The sequence below is a fragment of the Halonatronum saccharophilum DSM 13868 genome (assembly GCF_000517025.1).
Lineage (GTDB): Bacteria > Bacillota > Halanaerobiia > Halobacteroidales > Halobacteroidaceae > Halonatronum > Halonatronum saccharophilum.
Genome location: NZ_KI912091.1, coordinates 255,017 through 281,773 on the forward strand (window position 1 = coordinate 255,017; position 26,757 = coordinate 281,773).

Sequence of the window (26,757 nt, forward strand, 5' to 3'; positions counted from 1 at the left end):
GTAACAAAGTAATCGATGGAAGTATATTAAATAGCTTAGAGAGACTAGAGAACAAGCTTAAAAGTCTTGAAGTAAGTAAGTTAGGGGTGAAAACTAATGAATCTTAGAGCAGAAGAGATTAGCTCTATAATCAAAAAAGAGATTAAGAATTATGGTGTAGAGTTAGAGACTAAAGGTGTAGGTACTGTTCTTAATGTTGGTGATGGTATCTCTAAAATTTATGGTTTAGAGGGAGCTATGGCCGGAGAGTTGTTAGAGTTTGATAGTGGTGTTTATGGTATGGCCTTAAACCTAGAAGAAAATAGTATAGGTTGTGTTATCTTAGGTGATGAGTCTAAGATTGAAGAAGGAGATACTGTACATAGAACCAATGAGGTAGTTCAAGTACCAATTGGTGAAGAGTTAAAAGGGCGTGTTGTTAATGCCTTAGGAGAACCTATTGATGGTAAAGGGCCAATCAATACTAAAGAAAGTCGTGCTGTTGAATCGGAAGCACCAGGAATTGTAGCTCGTCAACCTGTAGAGGAACCTTTACAGACAGGTATAAAGGCTATAGATTCTATGGTTCCAATTGGAAAGGGCCAACGTGAGTTGATAATCGGTGACCGTCAGACTGGTAAGACAGCTATTGGTATCGATACTATTATTAATCAAAAGGGTAAGGATGTTGCTTGTATTTATGTAGCAATTGGACAGAAGTCTTCGACTGTTGCTCAAATTGTTAATAAGCTAGAGGAGAGTGGAGCTTTAGATTATACAACTGTAGTATCTGCATCAGCTAGTGATCCAGCTCCATTGCAGTACTTAGCTCCTTATGCTGGTTGTGCAATTGGAGAAGGGTTTATGTATGATGGACAAGATGTTTTAGTAGTTTATGATGACCTATCAAGACATGCGGTTGCTTATCGTGAAATGTCTTTATTATTGAGAAGACCACCAGGGCGTGAGGCTTATCCAGGTGATGTTTTCTACTTACACTCTAGATTACTAGAGAGAGCTGCTAAGTTAAATGACGATTTAGGTGCAGGTTCTTTAACAGCTCTACCTATAATCGAAACTCAAGCAGGAGATATCTCTGCTTATATTCCAACCAATGTAATCTCTATTACTGATGGACAGATATTCTTAGAGAGTGAATTATTTTACTCTGGTGTAAGACCAGCAGTTAATGTAGGTTTATCGGTTTCTAGGGTAGGGGGTAATGCACAGATTAAAGCAATGAAATCTGTAGCGGGAACCTTAAAGTTGGATATGTCTCAGTATCGTGAACTTGAAGCCTTTGCTCAGTTTGGTTCTGATTTAGATGAATCAACGCAAAAGAAGTTGGCCCGTGGTGAAAGGGTTGTTGAGGTTTTAAAGCAAGGTGAGACTGAATTATTAGATGTTGAAGATCAAATCATCATTATCTATGCAGTAACTAATGGTTATTTAGATGGTGTTGATATTGGAGATATAAAGAAATTTGAGAGAGAATTATTGAAGTTTATGAGAGACACCCACCCAGAGGTAGGAGAAGAGATCGTTAAAGGTGGTAAGTTAACTGACGAGGTTGAAGAAGATCTAAAGAAAGCCCTGAAGGAATTTGTAGATGGGTTTGTAGGAACTAAGGATAATAATGAAAATTAATTTGATTTATTTTTTCTCTTAAAGGAAGTGGGGTGAGTTAAGTGGGTAGTATGAGAGATATAAAGCGGCAGATAGCCAGTACAGAGAGTACAAAAAAGATAACAAAAGCAATGAAGTTGGTTGCTGCTGCTAAGTTAAGAAAATCTCAAGAGAGGGCTGAAAGTGCCAAGCCCTTTTTTGAGAAGACTCGTGAGACTTTAGCCAATATCTCTGCAGCAACAGATAGGAGGCTACACCCTCTTTTAGAAGAGAGGGAGATAAAGAAGATTGGATATATTATGATTACCGGTGATCGTGGTTTAGCCGGTGCTTACAATAATAGAATCATAAAAAAGGTAGAATCTAACATTGAGGAAAGTAGTGCTGAAAGTGCTCTAATTACCATTGGGAAGAAAGGTAGAGAGTATTTTAAAAGACTTGGAATCGAGATTCTATCAGAATATATGGATTTAGAAGATAACCCTCAATTTAGTACTGCTGTAAATATTGCAGTTGAAGCTATTGAACTTTATAGAGAGGGGATTGTAGATGAAGTTCGCTTAGTATTTACTGAGTTTAATTCTGTTATAAGTCAAGAAGTAAAAGATGTGAAGTTGTTGCCTGTTCAAGTAGATGAGATAGAACCTGATAAAGAGGCTAATAATTATCTATATGAGCCATCAACTGGAGAAGTTTTAGATGCAGTATTGCCTCAATATGTAAAGAATATTATCTTTACGGCTTTACTTCAATCTAGAGCTAGTGAATTTGCTTCAAGAATGACAGCTATGGATTCAGCAACTGACAATGCAGAAGAGATGATTGAGAAGTTGACTTTATCCTACAATAGAGCCCGTCAAGCGGCAATCACACAAGAATTGTCAGAAATTGTTGGTGGTGCAGAAGCACTAGAATAGGAAGTTTAAGGAGGGAATAAGATGAGTGGAGGAAATAATTCTAAGCAGAATATTGGGAGAGTCGTTCAAGTTATTGGCCCGGTATTAGAGGTTGAATTTCCCAATGAACAGCTACCTGAGATAAATGGAGCAGTTAAGGTAATGGATGAAGAGAATGACAGACAGGTAGTTATTGAGGTTATGCACCAAGTAGGTAATGATAGAGTTAAAGGTGTAGCTATGAGTTCTACTGATGGATTGAAAAGGGGTATGAAAGCTATTGATTTAGGTGCGCCTATTTCAGTTCCAGTAGGTGAGGAATGTCTAGGAAGAATCTTTAATGTATTAGGAGAACCTGTTGATAATGCAGGAGAGGTTAAAACTGATAAATATTCTCCAATTCACCGTGAAGCACCAAGTTATGAAGATCAAGACATATCTACAGAGATATTTGAAACAGGAATTAAGGTTGTAGACTTGTTGGCCCCTTATTCTCGTGGAGGTAAGGTTGGACTATTTGGTGGTGCAGGTGTAGGAAAGACAGTTTTGATTATGGAGCTTATTAATAATATTGCTACTGAGCATGGTGGTTACTCTGTATTTGCAGGAGTTGGAGAGAGAACTCGTGAGGGTAATGACTTATGGTTAGAGATGAAGGAATCTGGAGTATTAGATAAGGTTGCCTTAGTTTATGGTCAGATGAATGAACCACCTGGAGCAAGAATGAGGGTTGGTTTGAGTGGGTTGACTATGGCCGAGTACTTTAGAGATGAAGCTGGACAGGATGTATTATTGTTTATTGATAATATCTTCCGCTTTATCCAAGCTGGATCAGAGGTTTCGGCACTTTTAGGAAGGATGCCTTCAGCGGTAGGTTATCAACCTACTCTAGCTACTGATGTAGGAGATTTACAAGAGAGAATCACATCTACTAAGAAAGGTTCTATTACATCAGTTCAGGCAGTATACGTACCGGCGGATGACTTAACTGACCCGGCACCTGCAACTACTTTTGCTCACTTGGATGCAACTACTGTACTTTCAAGACAGATTGCTGAAAAGGGTATCTATCCAGCAGTGGATCCTTTGGATTCAACTTCAAGAATTTTAGATCCAAACACTGTTGGGGAGGACCATTATGATGTAGCAAGAAGAGTGCAGGAGACACTACAAAGATATAAAGATCTACAAGATATCATCGCTATTTTAGGTATGGATGAGTTATCTGAAGATGATAAGCGAGTAGTAGAGAGAGCACGTAAGATTGAGCGCTTCTTATCACAGCCATTCTTTGTAGCAGAGCAGTTTACTGGTATGCCTGGTAAGTATGTTCCTGTTAGTGAAACTGTACGTGGATTTAAAGAAATATTAGAAGGTAAACATGATGATCTACCAGAGGAGGCCTTCTTGTATGTTGGTACTATAGATGAAGCTATAGAGAAGGCGGAAAAAGCTAAAGGGCGTGAATAATCATGTCTAAGATGAAGGTGAATGTTATAACACCTGAGAAGGTTGTTTATGATAAAGAAGCTAGTATGATTGTTGTTCGTACTATTGATGGTAACCGTGGAATTATGCCTAACCATCAAGCTTTGGTTACCGGTGTTGACATTGGTGAACTAAAGATTAAAGATGGAGAGGAAGAGAGTATTTTGGCCCTTAGTAAGGGCTATATGGAAGTAAGACCTCAGGAGGTTAATATCTTAGTTGATACTGCTGAGTTCTCTCATGAGATTGATGAAGAGAGGGCCAAAGAAGCTAAAGATAGAGCTCAAGAGAGGTTGGCTAAGGGTAATGAAATTAATCATAAGCGAGCTGAAATTGCTTTAAGAAAAGCAATTAATCGTTTAAAGGTTGGTAAAGGTAGAAATTTTGAGTAAGGGGTATATATCCCTTGCTCTTTTTTTAAATGAAGTGGTTATTTTGACTATTAAGGAGTATAATAGTTTTAGAGCAATAATTGATAGTTGGGAATTGATAATTGATAGTGAAAAGCTTTTTTCATTTTTACGAATAGGCTGTTAAGTCTTAAAAAGATAACATAAATCGTAAATCAAGAGAATGAAGTAAGTTAAGCTATCTAGGATTAATAATTACATTTAAATTATAGAGAGATTTTTATTATAGGTCTTAACTATCAATTGTCAGTTATCAATTTTAAACTAATCTCGGAGGTGTCTTGATTGAAAGAAGATGACATTCAGCAGGAAGCGATTAAATCTCAGGCTGGAAAGAGTGAGTTAGAGAGAAGTTTGGGCGCTGGAATTAATGGAGGTTTTGAGTTGAAAAAAGGTGAGAGAAATAGATTTCTAGGTGAATTTAGGGAGAGAGTATTAAAGGCTTTAACCTTAGAAGAAGTAGAAGAGCCTGGAACTTACCCTGAGGTCTTAGATGCTATTAAAGATAGTGATGCTAAGAAGCTTATTATTGATCGAAGGGTAGATATGGATGCAGCAAGAGAATATATCAATTTAGCCCGAAAAAACAATATTTCCTTTAAAAAAGTTAGTTCTCCAGATTTTAAAGGTGATACTGCTTTAGTTGTAGTTAGCGATAAAGCTATTCATCGTGATAATATATCTGTTAGTAAAGAAGATGATGGGTTAGATGGTATAGGGATAAAAGAAGAAGTTATTAGGGCCAAAGGTGAAAAAATTTGTGATGAATGTTACGATTTAATTGAAGAAAATGCTCCAAACAAGCTAAAAAACTATAAAAAAATGAGTTGGGTTGATAAGTTATTAGCAAAGAAGTGTCCGTGTGAGCAATAGTGGTATTTTAATGTAATTAATCATTTTAAGGAGGAACTTAAGGGTTAATCAAGAAGGTATTTAGTATCTTAGATTAATTCAAGTAGGGGGATATTAATGGAAAAGTTGATAATAAAAGGTGGCAATAAATTGGAAGGGAATATAGCGATAAGTGGGGCCAAAAATGCTGCCTTACCTATCGTTATGGCTAGTTTAATTGGTGAAGGGAGAAGTTTTTTAGATAATATACCTAGACTTAGAGATATTGATAACTTGGTTAAAATATTAGAAGCATTAGGAGCTAAGGTAGATTATAAAGGTAATAGTTTAGATATAGATTCAGATTCTGTTAATCTTTTAGAGGTTCCTTATAAGTTGGCCCGGAAGATGAGAGCATCTTATTATGCATTAGGTGCTCTTTTAGCTAGATATGGACAAGCAGCAACTACTTTACCTGGAGGTTGTGAGATAGGAAGTAGACCTATTGACTTACATTTAAAAGGATTTAAGGCTTTAGGGGCAGAGGTTACTATTGAACATGGCTTAGTTGAAATTAAAGGTGAAAATTTAAAAGGGGCAAAGATTTATCTAGACTATCCAAGTGTAGGAGCAACCTTGAACATTATGATGGCAGCAGTTAAAGCAGAAGGAAAGACTATTATTGAAAATAGTGCTAGAGAACCAGAAATTATTGATCTAGCAAACTATTTAAATGTAATGGGGGCTAAGGTTAAGGGTGCAGGAACAGACATAATAAGAGTAGAGGGTGTTAAAAAGTTAAAAGGAACTGATTATACAATCATTCCAGATAGAATTGAGGCCGGAACTTATATGATGATGGCTGCTATAACAGGGAGCAATCTATATATTGATAAAGTTTTAGTTGAGCATGTAAAGCCTTTAATAGCAAAGTTAAAAGAGATGGGTGTAGGGGTTGAAGAGGATATAGGCGGTGTTAGAGTAATTGGAAATAAAAATTTCAAATCAGTAGACGTTAAGACCTTGCCATATCCAGGTTTTCCTACAGATATGCAGGCTCAATTTATGGCTTTATTAACCCAAGCTAAGGGTAGCTCTATGGTTATTGAGACAGTATTTGAAAATAGATTTGGTCATGCAGATGAGCTAAAGCGAATGGGAGCAGATATTAAAATTGATGGTAGAACGGCTATGGTTAAATATACTCCTTTAAGTGCTGCTTCTGTTAAGGCTACAGATTTAAGAGCAGGTGCTGCTTTGATTTTAGCAGCTTTAGTTGCAGAAGGAGAGACTGAGATAAGGGATATCTACCATATTGAACGTGGTTATGAGGATATAGTCAATAAGTTACAAGGTGTTGGAGTCGACATTAAGAAGGTCAGTGAGTAGAGCAGTTTATAATTGACAGTTAAAAGCCGTGTACAATATACAATTAAGATCAAAGAATAGAGGTACCTTTGAAATTGGGATTACACGAAGGGTTTATGGTTTTTATAAACCCTGAGGAATAGAGAGAAAGCACCCGCGAGGGTGCTTTCTTTATATAGTAGTAATATCTTGCTGCTATAATTTACCTACTCTTAGTTAAAGACCTAAGCTTTTTAGCTGATGACTGAAAGATGACTGAAAGTTGATAGCTGTCCGCGATAATAATAAATCTATAGCTTTATTATTATCAAGTAACATATCTTCTTTCTTTAGGCATAGTTATTAATATGTATGTTTAAGGAGGAGGATAATGAAGAAGGTAATCTTAAGTATTCTTAGTATTAATTTAATCATTTTAATTATAGTTCCTTATTCTACTCTCAAAACTTTTAATTTATTTTTCAATTCTTCCCAAAGAATAGATATTTATAATGTAAAAACAGGGGAGATTATGGAATTGGATATAGAAGAATACTTAAAGGGAGTAGTTGCTGCAGAGATGCCTGCCTTATTTGAAATTGAAGCCTTGAAGGCACAATCGGTAGCAGCTAGAACCTATACTTTAAATAAAATGAGAAATAGTAGATTGACTACAGATAGTAATACTGATCAAGCTTGGGCTTCTCAAGAAGATTTACTCCAAAGATGGGGTCTTAGTGGATATTTGAATTATTGGCCAAAGATATCGGCAGCAGTAGAGGAGACTAAAGGCTGGGTATTGTTTTATAGAGGAGATTTTATTAATGCGGTATATCACTCTACTAGTGGAGACTATACAGAGCCAGCTCATAAGGTTTGGGGAAATAGAGTTTCTTATTTACAAAGTGTTGCAAGTGATTATGAGCAGGAGTCCCCCTATTATCAAAGAAATAGTAGGTTTTCAAGAGATGAAGTGGCAAATAAACTAGAGGTTAGTTTAAATGATCTATCTTTGATAGAGATAAGTAAGAGGAGTTCTAGTGATAGAGTATTAGAGATGAGAGTTGGAGATGATATATTTTCAGGAAGAGAGATTAGAAGTAAGTTGGCCCTTCATTCAACAAACTTTAGTTTAAAAGAGGATGGAGAATATATAGTTTTTTCTACTTCTGGGTATGGTCATGGAGTAGGTATGAGCCAATATGGTGCTAACGGTATGGCAAGAAGAGGTTATGATTTTAAAGATATATTACAGCATTATTATACGGGAGTAACTTTAAAAGAGTATAACAATTAATTAATTTAATGTATAAAATTATCACTTATGGATATTATAATTCTTGAGGTGAATAATTTATGAAAAAAAGAAAAAAAGAAAAGAAAAAAAATGAAAGAAAGCTTCCGTTGTCTGTAATCTTAGATAAGAAAAAGGCTCAATTAAAGGATGAAATTAGGGAATTAAAGAAGTTAAATGGAGTTAAGTACATTGTGTTTTTTATCTTTTTTGTTGTTTTGGGGATGGCTTTTGCTTTATATAATCATAACTCAGCTTTAAAATTAGAAGAGATAGAAGAATATCATTTTCAAAGTACATCAAATGACACATATTATAGTGAAATTAATTTAGATGATGATGATGTTTCTAACTATCGGTTAGATGTACAAGAGATAAAAGATGTAAGTGAAGTTAGAAGTGAGCCAGAAGAAGAAAAAGAAGTAACTCAAGAGAGTGAAGCGCTTAGAGTTAGTGCAAGAGTTGCTAGTGAACAGGAAATTATTAGTTTGTCTAATCCAGTAGAAGGTGAGTTGGCCCTTTTATGGAGAGAACCCTATAAAGATAGGATATTAGATGCTTGGAAATTTAATTCTGGAATAGATATAAAAGCATCGATTGGAACCAAAGTTAAGGCTGCCCAGAGGGGGTATGTTGAGGAATTAATAAATGATGATTATCGAGGGATGACAATTATAATTAAACATAATGATACTTATAAGACCTTATATAAAAATTTAAAGAGCAGTTATATAGAGGAAGGAGAAGAGGTCTCTAAAGGGCAAGCTATAGGTGAAGTTGGAGATAGTGGGAGAAATGAGGATAATGTTTTTCACTTTGAGCTATTGAAGTTTGATGGGAATAATTACAATAATATTTCACCCCTTGATTATATTAAGTAATGTATCTTTATTAACTTTAAAAGTTTTAATAAAATATTTTTGTAATACTCTCTTAATAATTGCATATATATTAACTAAGACTGCAATTATTAAGGGGGACAAGTTAATGAAGGATTACATTTACAAAAGAGTGTTAGAGGTAGCAGAGTATATATACAATACTAAAGCAACAGTAAGGCAAGCAGCTAAGGTCTTTGGAGTTAGTAAGAGCACTATCCATAAAGATATAACCGACAGGTTGGAGAAAATTGATAATGGACTAGCTCAAGATATAAAAGAAGTATTAGAGTATAATAAGGCAGAAAGACATGTTAGAGGAGGAGAGTCTACTAGGAGAAAGTATCTAAAAAGTAAGATATCCAATCAATGAAAGAGAATGGCAACTATGCCATTCTCTTTTTTTATTTATTTAAGTAATATAGAGGATTTTTTATCTCTATGTATAATTAAGATAAGTAAGGTCAGTTTTAAGAGGGAAATTTATTTATTTCATAAGGAGGTACTTCATATGATAAGAGGTCTATACATATCGGCATCTGGTATGAAAAATTCAATGGAGAAGAACAATCTTATCTCTAATAATTTAGCAAATGTAAATACTAATGGATATAAAAGAGATATAGCTGTGGAAAGAACATTTGGTAGTCAATTGATGCATAGGATTGATAATAATAAAACTAATGTTGGAGAAGTGGATTCAGGAGTATATATGGATGAAGTTGCTTTGGATCATAGTAGAGGTAATTTTAAAGAAACAGGGAATAGTTTTGATTGGGCCATAAGTGGAGAGGGTTTCTTTACAGTGGAAACTCCAGGAGGAGTAAGATATACTAGAAATGGAAATTTCACATTAAATGAACAGCGTCAAGTTGTCACTCAAGATGGTTATTTAGTTAGAGGAGAAAATGGTATTTTGCAGGTTCCTGAAGGCGAGGAAGTAATGGTAAGTGGTAATAACTTAATGGTAGATGGAGCGATTATTGATCGCATTCAGGTGACTAGCTTTTCTAATAAATCTGCTTTATCAAAGGAAGGTAGTTCATTATTTAGAAGTGGTCCTGGAGTAGGTAATGTGTTTGTTGCTGCTGGGGAAGTTCAACAAGGTTATTTAGAAGGTTCTAATGTTAATGCAATTGAAGAGATGGTAAAGATGATTGAAAATAATAGAATTTATGAGTCAGACCAAAAAGCTATACAAGCTCAAGATGATACTTTAAGTAAGGCTGTTAATGAAGTAGGAAGGGTTTAAAGAAAAAAAGGAGGAAGATAAATGATTAGATCATTATGGAGTTCTGCATCAGGGATGAAGTCACAACAACTGAATATGGATACTATTTCAAATAATTTGGCGAATGTTAATACTAATGGTTTTAAAAAGAGTAGGGTAAGCTTTCAAGACCTTATGTATCAGACAATTCGTCAAGCTGGTACGCCAAATAATCAAGGTTCTGAGATTCCTACTGGAATTGAAGTTGGTCACGGTGTAAGGCCTTCAGCAACACAGAAATTATTCGGTCAAGGTAGTTTACAAAGTACAGAAAATCCTTTAGATTTAGCTATTACTGGAAATGGATTCTTTCAAGTTCTGTTACCAGATGGTACTAGTGGTTATACACGTGATGGTTCTTTTAGTTTAGATAGCAATGGACAGATTGTAACAGCAGATGGTTATCTATTACAACCAGAGATTACAATTCCAGCAAATGCAACAGATATTATGATAAATGATGAAGGAGTTGTTGCTTTTTTAGAACCAGGTGCAGATCAACCTCAAGAGGCAGGACAGATAGAGCTTACGACCTTTGCTAATCCAGCAGGTTTAAAGAGTATGGGCCAAAATTTATTCCAACCTACTGCAGCTTCTGGACAACCTATGTTTGGTATGCCTAACCAAGATGGTTATGGTGGTATATCACAGAGATTCCTAGAAGGTTCTAATGTACAGGTTGTAGAAGAGATGGTTGATATGATTGCAGCACAAAGGGCTTATGAAATTAATTCTAAGTCAATTCAAGCATCTGATGAGATGTTACAACAGGCTAACACTTTAAGAAGATAGGAGAATAATAGATGAAGATTAGATTTTTAATAGGTTTTTTAATGATCTTGGTCTTATTTACAAATATCAATGTTCAGGCTATGGAGAGTAGTATTGATATTTCCAGACAAGTTAGGGTTAGATCTTTAGAGATAACGATAGGTGAGGTAGCCGAGATAGATGGTAGTGAAGAATTTAAAAGCAAAGTTAGTCAGATAAGCTTAGGTCAATCTCCATTACCAGGTTATCAAAGGACTATTTATAAAGATGCAGTTATCTCTGCTTTAAGAAGTAATGATATTAACCCCTCTAATATAAAACTTAATGTTCCTCATCAATTTAATGTAATAACTGAGTCAAGAGAGATATCTGTGGACTCTTTGATTGAAGTAGGGAGGGAGCATATTTATGACTCTTTATCATATGATAAAGAGTCAATAAATATTGAGGTTTTGAACCCTCCATCGAATTTGGTTATACCTTATGGTGATATTTCTTTAGAGGTAGAAGGTTCTGTTGGTAGAAGTTTAATTGGTAGAAATACTATACCTATTAAGGTTATGATTGATGATAATGTATACAGGAGAATATATTTGCAATACAGAGTTAGTGTAGCAAAAGAGGTTTTAGTTGCTAGAGATAGAATAGAAAGAGGAACCAAATTAAGTGAAGGTCTTTTTGAAAGAAGTGAGGTCTTAATTGACTCTAATAACAACCAATATCTTAGTCCAGATCAGGATTTATCAGGGCGGAGGATGCGAGTTTCTTTAGAATCAGGAAGACCTTTATTAGAGAGAATGGTTGAAATACCACCTTTAGTTAATAGATGGAGTGATATAAGAATTATTGCTAGGGTTGGTGGCATAGAGATATCTACCACAGGTAGGGCACGTCAGTCAGGTCATCTTGGAGAGGTAATTCAAGTTCAAAATACTGATAGTGGAAATACTGTTGAAGGTAGGGTGGTTGGAGAGGATACAGTAGAAGTTCTTCTTAATTAAAGGGGTGAATGTATGTTTAAAAGAGAAAGATTTTTCAAATTGTTATGTCCTGTAATCTTAATATTAACAGTTGTATGTATTGGAACAGGAGTAGGTGAAGCTACTTCATTATGGAATGATTCAGGTTCTTTATTTTCAGATAACAAAGCTAATGATGTAGGAGATTTATTGACCATTATAATTACTGAAGACTCTACTGCTTCACAAGAAGCTACCACTGATTCATCTCAAGGGACTAATGTGAATGTAGGTGCTGGAAATGGAATACTAGACTTTATTACAGCATTTGGAGTTAATCAAGATGATAGTGTTAATGCTGCTGGATCTACTAGTAGAAGTTCTAGTCTTTCTGCTAGTGTAACAGTTCAAATAACTGAGGTGCTAGATAATGGTAATTTAATGGTTAGTGGAGAAAGAAGTATTAATGTTAATGATGAGACTCAAACTATAAAATTAACTGGTGTTGTTAGACCCCAAGATATTACTCCCCAAAATACTATAGATTCTACTTATATTGCAGATGTAGATATTGAGTATCATGGGCAAGGGGTTGTTGGAGACAGACAGAGTCCTGGTATTATCACAAGAATACTTAATTGGTTCTTCTAGAAAGAGGTGTAGTATGAGACGAAGGAGAATATTTTTATCAACTATTTTATTTATAATTGTTTTTAGTGGGATTGTTATGGCGTTGGCCCCAAATCAAGAAGGCGCTGATGATCCTTTAGTTAGAATAAAGGATATAACTAGAATAAGGGGGGTTAGAAATAACCAACTTATTGGATATGGTATAGTAATTGGCCTTGATGGAACTGGTGACGGTAATAATAGTCAACTAACGGTACAATCAGTTGCTAATATGCTACAAAATTTTGGGACAGATATAAATCCAAATCAATTGAATTTAAATAATGTAGCAGCGGTTATGGTGACTGCCGATTTACCTGCCTTTGCCCATACTGGTGATGAGATTGATGTTACTATATCATCTTTAGGGAGTGCTGATAGCTTACAAGGAGGAACTCTTCTAATGACTCCTTTACAAGGACCTGGAGGAAATGATGTCTATGCAGTTGCACAAGGTCCTGTTTCTATTGGAGGCTTTGCAGCGGGCCAAGGGGGAAATCAGGTTGCTCAAAATCATAGCACTGTAGGAAGGATTCCAAATGGTGCTTTAGTTGAGAAAGAGGTTCCAACAACCTTTACAAATAATAGTGATAGTATAACTTTTGTTTTATCAAATGCTAACTTTGCAACTGCACAAAGAATTGCCGATGTGATCAATAACCGGTATGGCTATACACCTAGAGGAGAGCGATACGCAAAAGCTGTTGATGCTGGGCAAGTAGAAGTTAAGATTCCAGATTATTATAAAGAGAATGTAGTTCATTTTATCTCTAGTGTTGAACAGTTATATGTAAGACCAGATACTGAGGCGAGAGTAGTGATAAATGAAAGAACAGGGACAATTGTAATGGGGCATAATGTTAGGATTTCTAGAGTGTCAGTTTCTCATGGTAACTTAACGGTAACTGTAGCTACTACAGAAGAGCCTGTTCAAGTTGGAGAAGATGAGATGGATATTGCTGAAAATGTTGATCTTGATGTAGATGAAGAAGAAGCAAGTTTAATGGTTCTTCCTAAAGGTGCAAGCATTGCTGATGTTGTAACAGGTTTAAATGCAGTTGGGGCTACTCCAAGGGATGTAATTGCTATTTTACAAGCTATTAAAGAAGCCGGGGCATTACATGCCGATCTAAATATTATGTAAGGTGGGATGAAGATGGAGATAAGACCAGATTTTTCTTTAGATAAACTAAATCTTAGTGGGAGTAATAAGAAGAAGGTTAAAAATGATTTTAAAAACATTTTAAATCAAGAGGTAGAAAAAGGTCAAAAGTCATCTTCAAAGGATGAAGATTTAAAGAAGGTTAGTCAAGAATTTGAGTCTATCTTTCTTAGTATGATGTTTAAACAGATGAGGGATGCAGGCTTTAAATCAGATCTACTTGATAGCGGGTTAAGTCGTGAAGTGTTTGAAGATATGTATTATGATAAGGTGGCAGAAGAAGCTTCTAAACAAGGTGGATTGGGGATTGCCGAATTAGTTTATCAGCAACTTAGTAATAAAACATAGTTCTTAGAACTATATTTTATAGTAAGATAGGTTAAACTAAATATTAGTAGTGCCTCATTAAAGAAGGGAAGGGATTTGATTGCGAATAAGAGCAAAGTTGGTTGCTATATTGTTAATATCCTTAGCTTTATCTACTGGAGTTATTGCTAAAGAGGATATAAGTGCAGATTTTATGCCCTTGTCTGATATAAGAACAGGGATGTCGGGAGTAGGAAAGACTGTTTTAAGGGGAAGAGATATTGAAGAATTTGATGTAGAGATAATAAGTGTGTTAGAAGAGGGGGATATGGGCCAAAGCTTGATCTTGATAAAGGCTAGTGGTGATCTTATAGATCAAAGTGGTGGTATTGCTTCAGGTATGAGTGGAAGTCCTATCTATGTAGATGATAAGTTAATTGGAGCAATAGGATATGGTTGGCAGATGACTGATCACAGAATAGGAATGGTAACTCCTATTGAGGATATGATGAACCTTTTTGAAATGGATAATGATGAAAGAAAGGGTAAAAAGCTCGATTTAAAGATGCCTATAAGAGTAGGTGAAGAGAGTTATGATAGAGTTTATTTTGCTAAATCTTCTGAAAAAGTTGATGGTGAAGGTGTAATGGTTGCTAAGCCGGTCAATACCCCCTTGTTAGTAAGCGGATTAAGAGGAAGGGCCAAAGATAGGTTGGCTGAAGGTTTAGAAGGTTATGATATAGAAGCAGTAAGTGGTGGAGGGATTTATAAAGAAGAAGAAGGTGGAGAGCTAGAAGCTGGTAGTGCAGTTGCAGTCCAGCTTTTAAGAGGTGATATGAATATATCATCTATTGGAACATTAACTTATCGTGATGAGGATAACATTTTAGCCTTTGGCCATCCTTTCTTGTCTAAAGGTAATGCTAATTATCTTTTATCTGATGCTTATATTCACCAGATAATAAGCAGTATTAATATTCCTTTCAAGTTAGGTTCACCTGGGCAGTTACAGGGTGTTATAACTCAAGATAGAGGGGCAGGAATCTCAGGGAGAATAGGTCATTATCCTAATGTTATTCCTGTAGAGATTAATGTAAAGGATAAGGATTTAGGGAGAGAAGATAGGTATAATATACAAGTTATTCAAAATGAAGAGCTTATAGAGCCATTAATGGCTTCAGCAGTTTTACAGGCCATTGATACTACTTTAGATAGAGCTGGTTCAGGAACTGCCAAGGTTGAAATTGAGATTATGGCTAATAAAGTATCATCAAATATATTGAAAATAGAAAACCTATATTATAGCTCTAATGATATTGCAGCTGTATCTTTATTTGATTTATTACAAGGGATAGGTATTTTAGTAAATAATCCTTTTGAGAAAGTAAATATGGCTGGAATTAAATTTAATATTGAAATTGAAGACAAAGTAAGTGTTGCTTTAATTGAAGAAATAAATGTTGATAAAAAAGAGGTTAGACCTGGGGAAAAGTTAGATGTAGAAGTAACTTTAAGGCCATATCGTAAAGAGCCGAAGACGGAAATAATTAGCATTGAAATACCAGAAGATGCTAGAGAAGGTGTTGCTAATCTTTATGTGTACAGTGGTCAAGAAGCTAATTTGAATAATTATTCTAATAATAATAATAAAGAGGTTAGCTCTAAAGCCAATAATATTAAGAGTTTAGAAGAATTGATTGATATCTATCAAAGTCAAAAGAAGAATAATCAGATAGTATTGGATTTAGTTTCAGCTTATTCTGCAACAGCTGATGTTATAGTAGAAGATGAAGGTAATTATGATGATTATGATTATGATGATGAAAAAGGCCATAATTATACTGAGGGTTATGAAGAGGAAGATTATAAGAATGATTATGAGCAAAATTATAATCATAGCTATGAAAGTAATTTACTTGAGAAGGTAGTGGATAGTGATTATATTGTAGATGGAGCATTAATGTTAGAGATTAAGATAGTGGAGTAATTATTAGACTATATTAAATTATTATTTACAATAGATAAATAAAAAAATCAAAAGAGGCTTTCTTACAAGAAGAAGCCTTCTTTTGATTTTTTGTACATATAAAGAGTAATAAGGAATAAAACTGTAGTATTATTATCTATTATTCTCTGACTTTATAGAGAGAAAGTAGTATATGGTAATATGTTTTATCTTTTTCAGTAAATAACTTACTATAGGTATTGCAAGTATCGAAAAAATGTAATATTATTAAAGTAGTTTTTAGATTAGACTGGAGGATATGGATAATGAAATTAGAGGTTTTACAGTCTAAAAAATTCATAATACTAATTATTTTATTGGGGATATTCATAACAAGCATAGGGTTTTTGTATAATAATAGCAATCAATTATTAGAAAGAGTTAAAGAAAAAGTAATAGTCTCTTTGGAAAAAGAGATTGGAGCAGAAATAAAAGTAGAGAGTATTGATATAAGAGGGTTAAGAGGTTTAAGTTTTAAAAGTGTTGGGCTTCAAGATGATACTGGAAATTCATTAATCCAAATAGATAAAGTTAATATAGATTATAGTTTCCTTGATATTTTGTCTAATACTTTAAACCCTTTAAATAGTATCAGAAGGGTCACCCTAGTAGAGCCAAAAACAAACATAGTTCAGGCAGATGAAGGGTGGAACTTTGACTTCTTAATTAAAGAGAAAGGTGGTCAAATTGACAGTCAATCTACTATGAAATTCTCTCTTCCTATATATATTGAAGGTGGAGTTGTAAACCTTAAAGCCTTTAACATTGAAGAGAGTTTAGAGGAAGTTGAAGGATTTCTTCGAATAGGGAATAACGTTGGAGTAAATCTTAGAGGGAGAATAGAGTCAATAGTAGAAGACATTGCTATAGAGGGAATAATCAATGAGGGCGATTATAGAGGAACTTTAGATTTTGATGAATTTTCAATAGATAGAGCTAAGAAAAATTGGGGGTTGAATTTTTTAGATGATATTGATATAGGAGGTAAGGTTGGAGGAGAAGTTAATTTTAAAGGTTTTGGAGATGATTTAACTAATTATTCTGGAACTGTAAGTATAAAGGATGCTAGATTTGATATCGGTGATATAGAGATAGAGGATGTTCAAGCTTCTTTAGGAATTAATCGATATGGTATTAGAGTAAACAACTTCTCTTTAAGATATTTAGAGGCTGGGTTAAACTTAAAGGGGGATATATTTGATTGGGATAATCCTCAATTGAGCTTAGAATACCAAAGTTCTAATGCTTCATTAGAAGAGTTATCAAAAGAGTTAGCTTATAAAGTAAAAGGAGATCCTAAAATCCAAGGTCGGATAAGGGGGGGATTGACTAATCCTAACATTGAGACAAAAGTTAGCTTATCTGAAGGTGAGGTGGAAGGAGTCGCATTTAAAGACTTGAAAACTACCTTTTATTATCAAGATAAAATTTTAAATTTGGATAATCTGTCCTTTGAGATTGGTGATGGAAGAGTAGATAGTAGTGGGACAGTATCTTTTGAAGAAGGTCTAAACTATATTCTACCTGTTAATATAGAAGGGGTAGATATATCGAAGTTAGATTTACCAATTTCTTTAGAAGAAGAAGGGATTATAGATGGTGATTTTATAATTTCTGGAAATGGTATTGATTTAAAGGATATTAATATGTTAGGCTCAGCATCTTTTCGGGATGGATCTATTAAAGGCTATAACTTTAATAAACTAGAGACAAATCTATGGTTAAATAATGCTAAGGTCTTTTTAAATTATACTAGATTAGATTCTCCTTATGGGAAAATTAATTTAGATGGATTGGTTGATTTAGAAGGAGAGTTGAATTTAACGATAGATGGCAGGGGTATAGATTTAAATAAAGTTTCTTCTAAGCAGGATATTGATGATATAAAAGGAATTATGGAATTTAGAGGTGAGATAAGAGGTGAATTAAACTCACCTAAGCTATACAGCAGTCTGAATATAGATGATTTGATATATTCTTCTTATTCTCTAGGTGAAGTAAAGGGTGAAGCATCTTATTTAGATAATAAGTTAGAGTTGATCAACTTCAACTTGCCTAGATTTACAGCTTCTATAAACGGGCCAATTTATTTAAGCCAAGGAAAGGCTGATATAATTTTAGAAACTGATGAGTTAGAGGGAGATAAGCTGATAGAAATGATAGATATAGATCTGCCTTTGATGGGAAATATCCAAGGTAGAGCAATGTTAACCGAGCTTTATCCAAATCTAGGTCTTAGTGGTGAAGTTTATATAACTGAGGGAAGTATCTATGAACAGAATTTTGATAGTGCTAATCTTAAATTTAGTTATAGTAATGATGAATTTGTGATCGAAGATTCTATGGTTGAGTATAAAGATAGTAGTATTAAAGGCAGAGGTGATTTTATCGACCAGAGTTTAGATTTATATTTGGATACAGAAGGTTTTGATTTGGTAAATATTGATTATCAATTTGAAGGAATAAAGTTAGAAGGTTTAATTGAAGGTAAAGGAAGGATTTACGGGCCAATAAATGCTCTAAAGGTTGATTCTAAGGTGAATAGTTCTGATATAAGTTATAACGGTAATAAGTTAGGCGTGGTAAAAGGTAGGCTAAACTATGTCAATTCCAAATTATATATTAGAGAATTACTTGTCTCTGATGAAGATAATAGTTATAATTTAAGGAGTAGTTTAGATTTAGAAAGAGAGAAGATAGATAGTTTGGTTTTGAGGGTAGACAGAGGTTCTTTATCTTATATTGATAGATTTACAGATCAAAATTTAAGCTTGCCTTATAACTTCAGTGGAATGATTATAGCTTCTGGATCTATGTTTGAGCCGGATATCAATTTAGACTTAGGAATCTTTAGTTCTAAGGGTGAAGTGATAAATTTAGAAGGGAGTTATGACTTTGCTGAGGGATTAGATTTAGATCTTTTTGCAAGAAATATTGATCTAGCAAACTTCAATGATTTAAATCTTCTTCCTTATGACCTTAAAGGTAGAGTTGATATAACTGCTCCTATCTCAGGACCAATTGACAAATTAGATATATCTGCTAAATTAAAGGTTACAGATGGAGGTGTTGGCCCATTACAATTTGAAGGATTAGAGGGTAAATTAGATTTGACTAATGGAAATAATTTAGAAATTGACCAGATTATGAATATTAAAGCGGGAAATAATCTAACTGTTCAAGGAAATATCCCAGTAGATGATAGAGAAGAATTTGATCTATCAATTAATTTAAAAGATGGCAACTTAAGCTTGCTACCGACATTCTTCCCTGAAATGGATTTTGCAAGAGGAAGAGGAAGTGTTAATATAGAAGTAGGTGGAACTTTAGAAAAACCTCAAATAGAAGGGGGGCTTAAAGTTGAATCTGGAAGATTATCTTATAATTTACTTCATAGAGAGATAAATAATTTAAAGTTAGAACTAGAGCTTATGGGTGATAGAATTAAGTTTAAAGAGGCTAAAGGAAGATATGGTGAAGATGGTCAATTTGAAGTAAAAGGTGAGATCACCTTAGATGGATTCACTCCTGATCAGTATGATTTGAGTTTTTCAGGTAATAGCTTGGCCTTTGAACATGGATTTTGGCAAGGTAAAAATGATATAGAAGGTAGAATAATAGATTCCTTTAGAACGCCTCTCATTAAAGGTGATGTTTTAGTCTATGACACTCATTTAGATATTTCCTTTGATTGGCCACTTGAAGATCCAATAGAAGATCCATTTTTTGTACCAAGGTTAGATTTAAATGCAGTGCCAGGAAGGAATGTGAGCTTAGGAAATAATAATATAGATATTCATATACAAAATGGAAGGTTAAACCTTCGCTTTGATGAACAGTTGGAATTAAATGGTAGGGTTGAATCTGATAGTGGAGAGTTTAATTATTATAATACTAAGTTTAATCTAGATAAAGGGGTAGCTAACTTTAGAAGGGATAGCCTGATTCCGGGATTACAACTTAGTGCGAGCACTACCATTCAAGGGACAGATATTTATTTGGATTTAACAGGAAGTGAAGAACCCTTTGATCTTACTTTAACATCTAATCCACCTTTGACAGAAGAGGAGATAATTATATTATTAACTCGACAAGGTGGTATAGGGGAGCTTCTAGATAGAAACTATGAAGAGGCATTTAGAAGTGAGATGTGGAGAATGATAGATACAAGTATACAAAATGAGTTGATATCAAGGGTAGAGAGGTCCTTTGAAAGATCTTTAGATCTCGATGAAGTTAGAATCAAATCTGTTTTGAGTAATGAGATAAGTATAGAAGTAGGTAAGTTTGTTTGGGAGAATTTGATGTTGAAGTATGCCCATACTTTTGGTATTGAGGAAGAATTATCCCTTGGTTTTGAGTATCATTTAAATCGTGGGATTAAGGGCTTTGATTCATTGAGGTTTGATGGTCAGTATGACAATCTAGGGGATTATCACCTTAATTTAGAAGCCACTCTTCCTTTTTAAAGACCGCTAACAAAGCAATAAAATATAATTATCTAGGGAGGATTTATTAATGGAAAAGAAATTAGTAGTATTTATATTAACCTTTGCTTTAATAGTATCTAGTGCTACATTGGTTTTTGCCAATGTATCTAGCGAAAATTTAATAACTGGAATTAGCGTAACTGGAAATAGTGAGGTCAGTGATGAAGAAATCTTAGAAAGGGTAAGCACTGAAATTGGAGATTCTATATCTAATGAACAGTTACAAGAGGATATGCACTCTATTTTTGATATAGGTTATTTCTTTGATTTACAAGTCCTCTTCCAAAATCATAAAGGTGGAGTAATGTTGATCTTTGAAGTTATTGAAAACCCAATCTTATCAGATATTGAGGTTGTAGGAAATGATCATATTTCTGATGATGTGATTAGAGATTTAATCTCTTTAAGTCCTGGTGAACTTTTAAATATTAATGAGTTAGATAAAGATACAAATGCTATAAATGAGTATTATCAAGAAAAAGGGTATGCTTTAGCAAAAGTAGTTGATATCACTTTAGTTGAAGATGATAAGTTAAAGATTACTATTGATGAAGGTAGAATAAATAACATCTTATTAAGTGGTAATGAAGAGACTAGGGATTATGTGATTAAAAGAGAACTTTCAATGGAAGAAGGAGAACCTTTTAATATCGACAAGATGTGGAGGGATTTACGAAGAATTCATAACTTAGGTTTCTTTGAAGATGTTAGACCAAGTTTTGAACCTGTAAAAGGAGATCAGCAAGCAATTGATCTTGTTATTGAAGTTGTAGAAGGAAAGACTGGAACCTTTAGTGTTGGTGGTGGATATAGTTCACAATCTGGTTTAACAGGTTTAATCAATCTTGAGAAGGATAACTTCCGTGGTCGTGGTCAAAACATTAAGTTGAATTGGCAGTTTGGTAGTAAAAATACTACCTACGAAGTTGGTTTCTATGAGCCTTGGTTATTTGGACATGAGACTAGCTTAGGATTTAATATTTATAATAAGCAGACAACTGAAGTTGATGATACTAAGACTGATACAAAGGGTGGAGATATTACTATAGGACGACCAATTACAGATGATATTAAGGGGTATTTAAGGTTGAATTATGATAAGACTAGTGAAGATGGTGAAGAAGCAGAGAATACTAGAAGCTTATCTTTTACCACAATTAGGGACACAAGAGATAATATCTTTAACCCGCGTGAAGGTGGGCGTCAACAGTTCTCTATAGAAAAAGCAGGTTTTGGTGGAGATACAAACTTTAATAAGTATTATGCAGATTTTAGACATTATTTGCCTTCTAGAGACAATAATAGTTGGGCCTTTAGGTTCAAGGTTGGGGGAAGTAGTGGAGAATTAAATAAGCATAATCATAAAAGATATACTTTAGGTGGGTTAGATGAGATTAGAGGATATAAAAGTGGTGATATAGAGGATGCTGTAAGTGAAGGGTTTAGAGGAGATTCTATCTTAGTAGCAAATCTAGAGTATCGTTTTGATATTGTAGATAATCTAATGGGTGTTGCCTTTGTTGATGCAGGAAGAACCTTTGAGTATAATAGACCAACAAGAGATAAATTAAGTGACTTAAATTATTCGGCGGGTATAGGAGCTAGATTTAATACTCCAATCGGTCAGTTAGGTCTAGATTATGGATTTAAAGAGTTTGGTTTAAGAGATGGTAGATTTAGCTTTAGAATAGGTAATACTTTCTAGGAAGGGGATAATAAGATGAAGAGGTTATTTTTAGTTTTTATCATTTTTAGTGTCTTTGTAGGGGTTTTAGCTGTTAATAGTTCAGTTAGAGCTCAAGAAGAGGGGAGAAGTCAGATCGCTTATGTAGATATGGAAGCATTATTTATTAATCATCCAGACAAGTCTTCTGCTGAAGAGCAATTAAATGCAGAAGCACAATGGCTACAAAGTCAGTTAGAAGAAAAAGCAGTTGATATGACAAAAGAAGAGAGACAAGTATTATTACAAAGCTATCAAGAGAAGTTGAATAGAATTGAGCAAGAGTTGGTGTCGGAAGTAATGGAAAATATTAATGGCCTGATTAGAGAGGTTGCTCAAGAAAGAGGAATTAGCGTTGTAGTAGACAAGGCTACTGTAATTTATGGTGGTGTTGATTTAACTGATGAGGTATTATCAGTAGTTAATGAAGAGATAGACGGTCTTGAATAATTTAGTTTTAAGAATAGGTGTATAATGTTAAAGCTATGAGTTTTAGTGTCAGTCTTCAGTAATCCTTTTATTATATAGGGGTTTAACTGAGGACTGACTTCTAATAACTTATAGTCATACTTTTAACTTAGAAAGTGGGTGTTTGTTAGGTGTCTCGAAAAAAATTTTTTCTAGTTTCTTTCTCTATTGTATTGATTATAGGGGTATTGTCCTTTGCTTTGGTCAAAGGAGAAGTAAGAGACGAGAGGCCTAAAAGAATAGAGGAGAACAGCATTGGAGTTATTGACTTTGAAGAGATAAAAGCCAATCATAATTTGAATAGTCAGATTAGGCATCTAGAAGAAAGAATTGCTAATCATAGATTAACTCATAATAATGAGATTGAGAACTTGGTTAAGACACAAGAAAATATTGATAAGCATTTAGGAAGCTTTAATGAACAATTAGAGAGAAGATTGGAGTTATTACAAGAAAGAGCTGTGGAAGGTATTAAGTTTAGAAGAGAAGAGATGGAGAAAGAATTGATTGAATATCATAGTTCTTTAGAAGAGGATATGGTTGAGGATTTAATGGAGTTTAAAAATGGATTAATAGAAGAGATGGAAAAAGAAGTTGGTGAAGTAAGGGCCAACTTTAATTCTGAGCTTAAAAAGTATAAGGCTGAGGTTAATCGTAAGTATAATTCTGATATTATTAATTTAAGAATGAGAACTAATCAATCTCACTTATCAGATGAAGAGAGAGAAAAGGCTGAAGTTAAATTAGAAGAGCTAATGGGAGAGAGAGAAAGAGAGATAATTGAGATAGAGGATTATTATGATAATAAATTAGAAAAGATTATTACTGAAAAAGAAGAGGTTTTTGAAGGTGAATTGCTTAAGTATAGAGAAAGTTTAGAAAGAGAGTTCAAAGAAACTCTCTTAGAGAAAGAAAGAACTTTAGAAGAAGAATTATCAGCTTATATTAATGCTGAGGAGAAAAGGTTAGAAGAAGAAATGAAAGAGAAGGAAAGAGAGTTAAGAGCTGAAATTGAGGGTAATTTAATCGATTCTCAAGATAGGTTAGTGAAAAGAGCTAAATCTAAGGTTAGAGGTTTAGAGGTTGAAATTGAAAGGTTAGAGAAACAAATTTTAAACCTACGGAATAATAAAATAAATGATATTGATAAAATTATTGAAGAAATTGCTAAAGAGAAAGGTATTGACCTAGTTATAAATAATTATGTAGATAATATTGATGGAAATAATATAACTAAAGATATTATAAAAGAGATAAATATAGAGAGGTGAGTCTAGTGAAAAAGTTGGTTTTAATATCTAGTTTAATTTTAATAATGGCTGTTTTTGTAGTAGGATGTACTCAGGAAGCAGAGGTTGAAGTTAGAACAGAAGTTGAGGATATTAAAGTTGCTGTAGTAGATCAAGATAGAATCTGGACAGAAAGTGATAGAGCTAAAGAATATCAAGAAGAATTAAATAAGAAGATAAGAGAAGTTCAAAGTAGATATGAAGAAGAAGTAGAAGGATTAAATGAAGGTGACACGATATTAAAACATCAGGAAGCTTACGGAGAGATAAATGAATTGAGAGAAGAATTGAGAGTCCAGTTTAGCCAGGAGGTTGCAGATGCAGTATCATCAATCTCTCAAGGTGAAGGCTTTGACATTGTTTTAGATAAGGAAGATGTTAGATATGGTGGTATAGATATTACAGATATGGTTATTGAAAGTTTAAACTAAATTAATGAATAATATCAGTCTTTTTAAGGCTGATATTATTTTTACATAGCTTTCTCTATTAAATTTAATTATTTAGTGAATACTAAAATAACAGTGAATTGAGATTTTAGCTATTAAATACTATGTGTTATTTATTATTTGCAATATCAAGGGAGGAGAAATTGTGGTTAAGACTTTAAGGGAATTAAGTGAATTTGTTGAGGGTGAATTGATTGGCCCTGATGATATAGAGATAAAAGGGGTTGGAGGTGCTGATAATGCAACAGAGCATCAGATTACCTTTGCTTTAGATGAATCATTTTATAATCAAGCGTTAAAGAAAGCTGCTGCCGTTATAGTGTCTTCTGAATTAATAGAGGACAAGAAGGAAAAAGAGAAGCCATTAATTATTGTAGATAATCCTAGGTTTGCTTTTGCTAAAATTGCAAAGATTTTTATTCCTCAGCCTTACCTTTCACCAGGGATTGATAATTTAGCTAAGGTATCACAAGAAGCTAAAATAGGAGAAGGAGTATCTATTCATAGTGGTGTTGTTATAGAAAAAGGCGCAGTAGTTGGGGAGAATGTTATATTGGCCCCGGGTGTTTATGTTGGGCGTAATGTAGAGGTAGGGGAAGGAAGCATTATTCATCCTAATGTAGTATTAGAGTATGATACTAAGTTAGGTAAAAGGGTTGAAGTTAATGCTGGAGCAGTTATTGGAGCTCAAGGGTATGGCTTTGAAAAAGGGCCTAATGGATATATTAAAGTACCTCAATTTGGTAATGTAGTGATTGAAGATGATGTAGAGATAGGGGCCAACGTGACTATTGATCGTGGGGCTACTGGATCTACTTTAATAAAAAGGGGCACTAAGATTGATAATCTTGTTCATATTGCACATAATGTAGAGGTAGGAGAAGAGTCGTTAATAATTGCTCAAGTTGGTATCGCTGGAAGTGCTAAGGTTGGTAATAGAGTTACTTTAGCTGGAAAGGCTGGAGTAGTAGGTCATTTAAGTATAGGAGATGATACAACAGTTGGTGCTTATAGTGCTGTTACAAATGACATAGAAGGAGGCACCTTTGTTTCTGGCTATCCAGCTCATAATCATAGAGATGAGCGGAGAATAAAGGCTGCTAGAAAGAAACTGCCCCAAACTATCAAAAAGATAAGAAGGCTTGAAAACAGGTTAGAAAATTTAGAGAATAAGGTTAAGGGGGAATAGATGTGAAGAGGTTAATATTTGCATTGATTATTGTCTTAGTGATAGTTCCTACAGCTCTAGCAGGAGAATTTGGTGATAATGGATTGATTGAAGGGCCAACTGCTGATATTTTATATTCTGGTGAGTTTAACTTACATTATCAAAGAGTAGGTAATGGAGATCTAATATTGATGGAGTATGGTCTTAGAGAAGGGGTGCAGATAGGGGCTAGAATTGCTTTGAATAACAATACTAAATTAGAGCCTACTTTAAAGGTAACTTTACTAGATGAGGATGGGGGTTATAAGCCTGAATTGGCTTTTGGTCTTGTTGATGATAGTTTATATTTGGTTGGTAGTAAGGCAACTCCTTATTATGGTATAAGAGGACATCTTGGGATAATAGATAGGAATAAATCTTTAAGTGAGCAGTTTTTTGTAGGAGCTACGAAAGTTCTAAATCCAGTTACTATATCTACAACTAGTAATAGTTATAGTATTCCTAGAACTACAATAATAGCAGAATATAATAAGGGTTTAAATCTTGGAGCTAAATTTAATTTTAACCCGCATATTTCAGCAAATATAGGAGTTAAAGATTTAGAAGACTTTACTTTTGGTGTAGGGTTTAAGAATTATTTTTAGTAAAATTAATCGTCTAGAGAGATAATATTATCTCTCTAGACGATTAATTTTTAAAAATCTCTTGACAATAGATAAGAAGTTTCGTATACTAATTATTAAATAAATATTAATTAAATGTCGTGATAGGGAATGAAATGATCTCTTTGATTACAGAGAGTCGGATTAGCTGAGAACCGACATCTAAAGCATTATTTCTCTCACCCTTGAACTGTAAAGGTGAAAATTAATCAACTTCCTTCAAAAAATTCTTGACAAGGTAATCTGAATAGATTATACTTATTATAAAGAATTAAAGAAGAATAAAGGTGATGAAAGGGCAAGTAAATAATATTATACTATAAAGCGAACTGGGTTTGGTGTGAGCCAGGATAGTATAATTTATTGAAAATCTCCCCGGAGCTGCAAGCTGAAAGTTGATAAGGAGTAAGCTTTGCCGGATAGAACAGCATCCGTTATCATATGCTGGAGTATGGACTATACTTTTATTAGGGTATAGAAGTACTTGCTGAGACCTTTATTGTAAGATAAAGGTAAAGATAGGGTGGTACCACGTGAGTAAGACCTCTCGTCCCAATTAATGGAGTTAGTCTGTTGATTGAGATGAGGGGTTTTTCTATTATCAATAATAAAATTAG

At 34.0% G+C, this 26,757-nt stretch carries 23 protein-coding genes and 1 other annotated feature; all 23 genes read left to right on the forward strand.

Translation table 11 applies throughout. The features are described from left to right. Positions 1-96 precede the first annotated feature (96 nt). The 23 genes from atpA to HALSAC_RS0101555 all read left to right on the forward strand — a co-directional run bounded on the left by atpA (position 97) and on the right by HALSAC_RS0101555 (position 26,122). Complete coding sequence (atpA, locus tag HALSAC_RS14700) at positions 97-1,626, forward strand: F0F1 ATP synthase subunit alpha (protein ID WP_035571044.1); 1,530 nt, start codon at positions 97-99, stop codon at positions 1,624-1,626. Positions 1,627-1,676: 50 nt separating this feature from the next. Next, a complete protein-coding gene (atpG, locus tag HALSAC_RS0101445; protein ID WP_342666836.1) occupies positions 1,677-2,522 on the forward strand; it encodes an ATP synthase F1 subunit gamma in 846 nt (281 codons plus the stop codon). 21 nt (positions 2,523-2,543) lie between these two features. Continuing rightward, complete coding sequence (gene atpD / locus HALSAC_RS0101450) at positions 2,544-3,971, forward strand: F0F1 ATP synthase subunit beta (RefSeq protein WP_027338775.1); 1,428 nt, start codon at positions 2,544-2,546, stop codon at positions 3,969-3,971. A 2-nt stretch (positions 3,972-3,973) separates the two neighbouring features. Next, the gene (locus HALSAC_RS0101455; protein WP_027338776.1) at positions 3,974-4,381 is read left to right on the forward strand and encodes a F0F1 ATP synthase subunit epsilon; all 408 of its coding nucleotides are present in this window, start codon (positions 3,974-3,976) and stop codon (positions 4,379-4,381) included. A 303-nt stretch (positions 4,382-4,684) separates the two neighbouring features. Then, positions 4,685-5,272, forward strand: a complete 588-nt coding sequence (locus HALSAC_RS0101465) for a YueI family protein (protein ID WP_051412026.1) — start codon at positions 4,685-4,687, stop codon at positions 5,270-5,272. A 96-nt stretch (positions 5,273-5,368) separates the two neighbouring features. Then, positions 5,369-6,619 (forward strand): UDP-N-acetylglucosamine 1-carboxyvinyltransferase, encoded by a 1,251-nt coding sequence (locus HALSAC_RS0101470; RefSeq protein WP_027338778.1) that lies wholly within the window; start codon positions 5,369-5,371, stop codon positions 6,617-6,619. Positions 6,620-6,968: 349 nt separating this feature from the next. Next, positions 6,969-7,874 carry a stage II sporulation protein D gene (gene spoIID / locus HALSAC_RS0101475; RefSeq protein ID WP_027338779.1) on the forward strand — a complete coding sequence of 302 codons (906 nt, stop codon included), beginning with the start codon at positions 6,969-6,971 and terminating at the stop codon, positions 7,872-7,874. A 59-nt stretch (positions 7,875-7,933) separates the two neighbouring features. Beyond that, positions 7,934-8,752: a M23 family metallopeptidase gene (locus HALSAC_RS16225; RefSeq protein ID WP_051412027.1), complete on the forward strand. Its 819-nt coding sequence runs from the start codon at positions 7,934-7,936 to the stop codon at positions 8,750-8,752. Positions 8,753-8,858: 106 nt separating this feature from the next. Next, positions 8,859-9,122: a sporulation transcriptional regulator SpoIIID gene (gene spoIIID, locus HALSAC_RS0101485; RefSeq protein ID WP_027338780.1), complete on the forward strand. Its 264-nt coding sequence runs from the start codon at positions 8,859-8,861 to the stop codon at positions 9,120-9,122. A gap of 138 nt (positions 9,123-9,260) precedes the next feature. Further along, a complete protein-coding gene (locus tag HALSAC_RS0101490; protein ID WP_027338781.1) occupies positions 9,261-10,001 on the forward strand; it encodes a flagellar hook-basal body protein in 741 nt (246 codons plus the stop codon). 21 nt (positions 10,002-10,022) lie between these two features. After that, the gene (gene flgG, locus HALSAC_RS0101495) at positions 10,023-10,811 is read left to right on the forward strand and encodes a flagellar basal-body rod protein FlgG (protein ID WP_027338782.1); all 789 of its coding nucleotides are present in this window, start codon (positions 10,023-10,025) and stop codon (positions 10,809-10,811) included. An 11-nt stretch (positions 10,812-10,822) separates the two neighbouring features. Then, positions 10,823-11,791, forward strand: a complete 969-nt coding sequence (gene flgA, locus HALSAC_RS16230; protein ID WP_051412028.1) for a flagellar basal body P-ring formation chaperone FlgA — start codon at positions 10,823-10,825, stop codon at positions 11,789-11,791. 12 nt (positions 11,792-11,803) lie between these two features. Further along, positions 11,804-12,400 (forward strand): flagellar basal body L-ring protein FlgH, encoded by a 597-nt coding sequence (locus HALSAC_RS0101505; protein WP_035571046.1) that lies wholly within the window; start codon positions 11,804-11,806, stop codon positions 12,398-12,400. A gap of 13 nt (positions 12,401-12,413) precedes the next feature. After that, positions 12,414-13,562: a flagellar basal body P-ring protein FlgI gene (locus HALSAC_RS0101510; protein WP_027338784.1), complete on the forward strand. Its 1,149-nt coding sequence runs from the start codon at positions 12,414-12,416 to the stop codon at positions 13,560-13,562. Positions 13,563-13,574: 12 nt separating this feature from the next. After that, entirely contained in the window at positions 13,575-13,928 is a 354-nt protein-coding gene (locus HALSAC_RS16235) for a rod-binding protein (protein WP_051412029.1), read from the forward strand. Positions 13,929-14,007: 79 nt separating this feature from the next. Next, entirely contained in the window at positions 14,008-15,873 is a 1,866-nt protein-coding gene (locus tag HALSAC_RS0101520) for a SpoIVB peptidase S55 domain-containing protein (RefSeq protein ID WP_027338785.1), read from the forward strand. Between the two features lie 284 nt (positions 15,874-16,157). Beyond that, a complete protein-coding gene (locus HALSAC_RS0101525; RefSeq protein WP_027338786.1) occupies positions 16,158-20,360 on the forward strand; it encodes a translocation/assembly module TamB domain-containing protein in 4,203 nt (1,400 codons plus the stop codon). Positions 20,361-20,409: 49 nt separating this feature from the next. Further along, a complete protein-coding gene (locus tag HALSAC_RS0101530) occupies positions 20,410-22,086 on the forward strand; it encodes a BamA/OMP85 family outer membrane protein (protein ID WP_027338787.1) in 1,677 nt (558 codons plus the stop codon). A 15-nt stretch (positions 22,087-22,101) separates the two neighbouring features. Further along, complete coding sequence (locus HALSAC_RS0101535; RefSeq protein WP_027338788.1) at positions 22,102-22,554, forward strand: OmpH/Skp family outer membrane protein; 453 nt, start codon at positions 22,102-22,104, stop codon at positions 22,552-22,554. Between the two features lie 149 nt (positions 22,555-22,703). Beyond that, on the forward strand, positions 22,704-23,843 hold the full coding sequence (locus HALSAC_RS0101540; RefSeq protein WP_027338789.1) for an OmpH/Skp family outer membrane protein: 1,140 nt from the start codon (positions 22,704-22,706) through the stop codon (positions 23,841-23,843). Positions 23,844-23,848: 5 nt separating this feature from the next. Further along, positions 23,849-24,292: an OmpH/Skp family outer membrane protein gene (locus HALSAC_RS0101545; RefSeq protein ID WP_027338790.1), complete on the forward strand. Its 444-nt coding sequence runs from the start codon at positions 23,849-23,851 to the stop codon at positions 24,290-24,292. A 163-nt stretch (positions 24,293-24,455) separates the two neighbouring features. After that, entirely contained in the window at positions 24,456-25,499 is a 1,044-nt protein-coding gene (gene lpxD / locus HALSAC_RS0101550; RefSeq protein WP_027338791.1) for a UDP-3-O-(3-hydroxymyristoyl)glucosamine N-acyltransferase, read from the forward strand. 2 nt (positions 25,500-25,501) lie between these two features. After that, positions 25,502-26,122, forward strand: a complete 621-nt coding sequence (locus tag HALSAC_RS0101555) for a hypothetical protein (RefSeq protein WP_027338792.1) — start codon at positions 25,502-25,504, stop codon at positions 26,120-26,122. A gap of 299 nt (positions 26,123-26,421) precedes the next feature. Next, positions 26,422-26,698 (forward strand) — a binding site (T-box leader). Positions 26,699-26,757 lie beyond the last annotated feature (59 nt).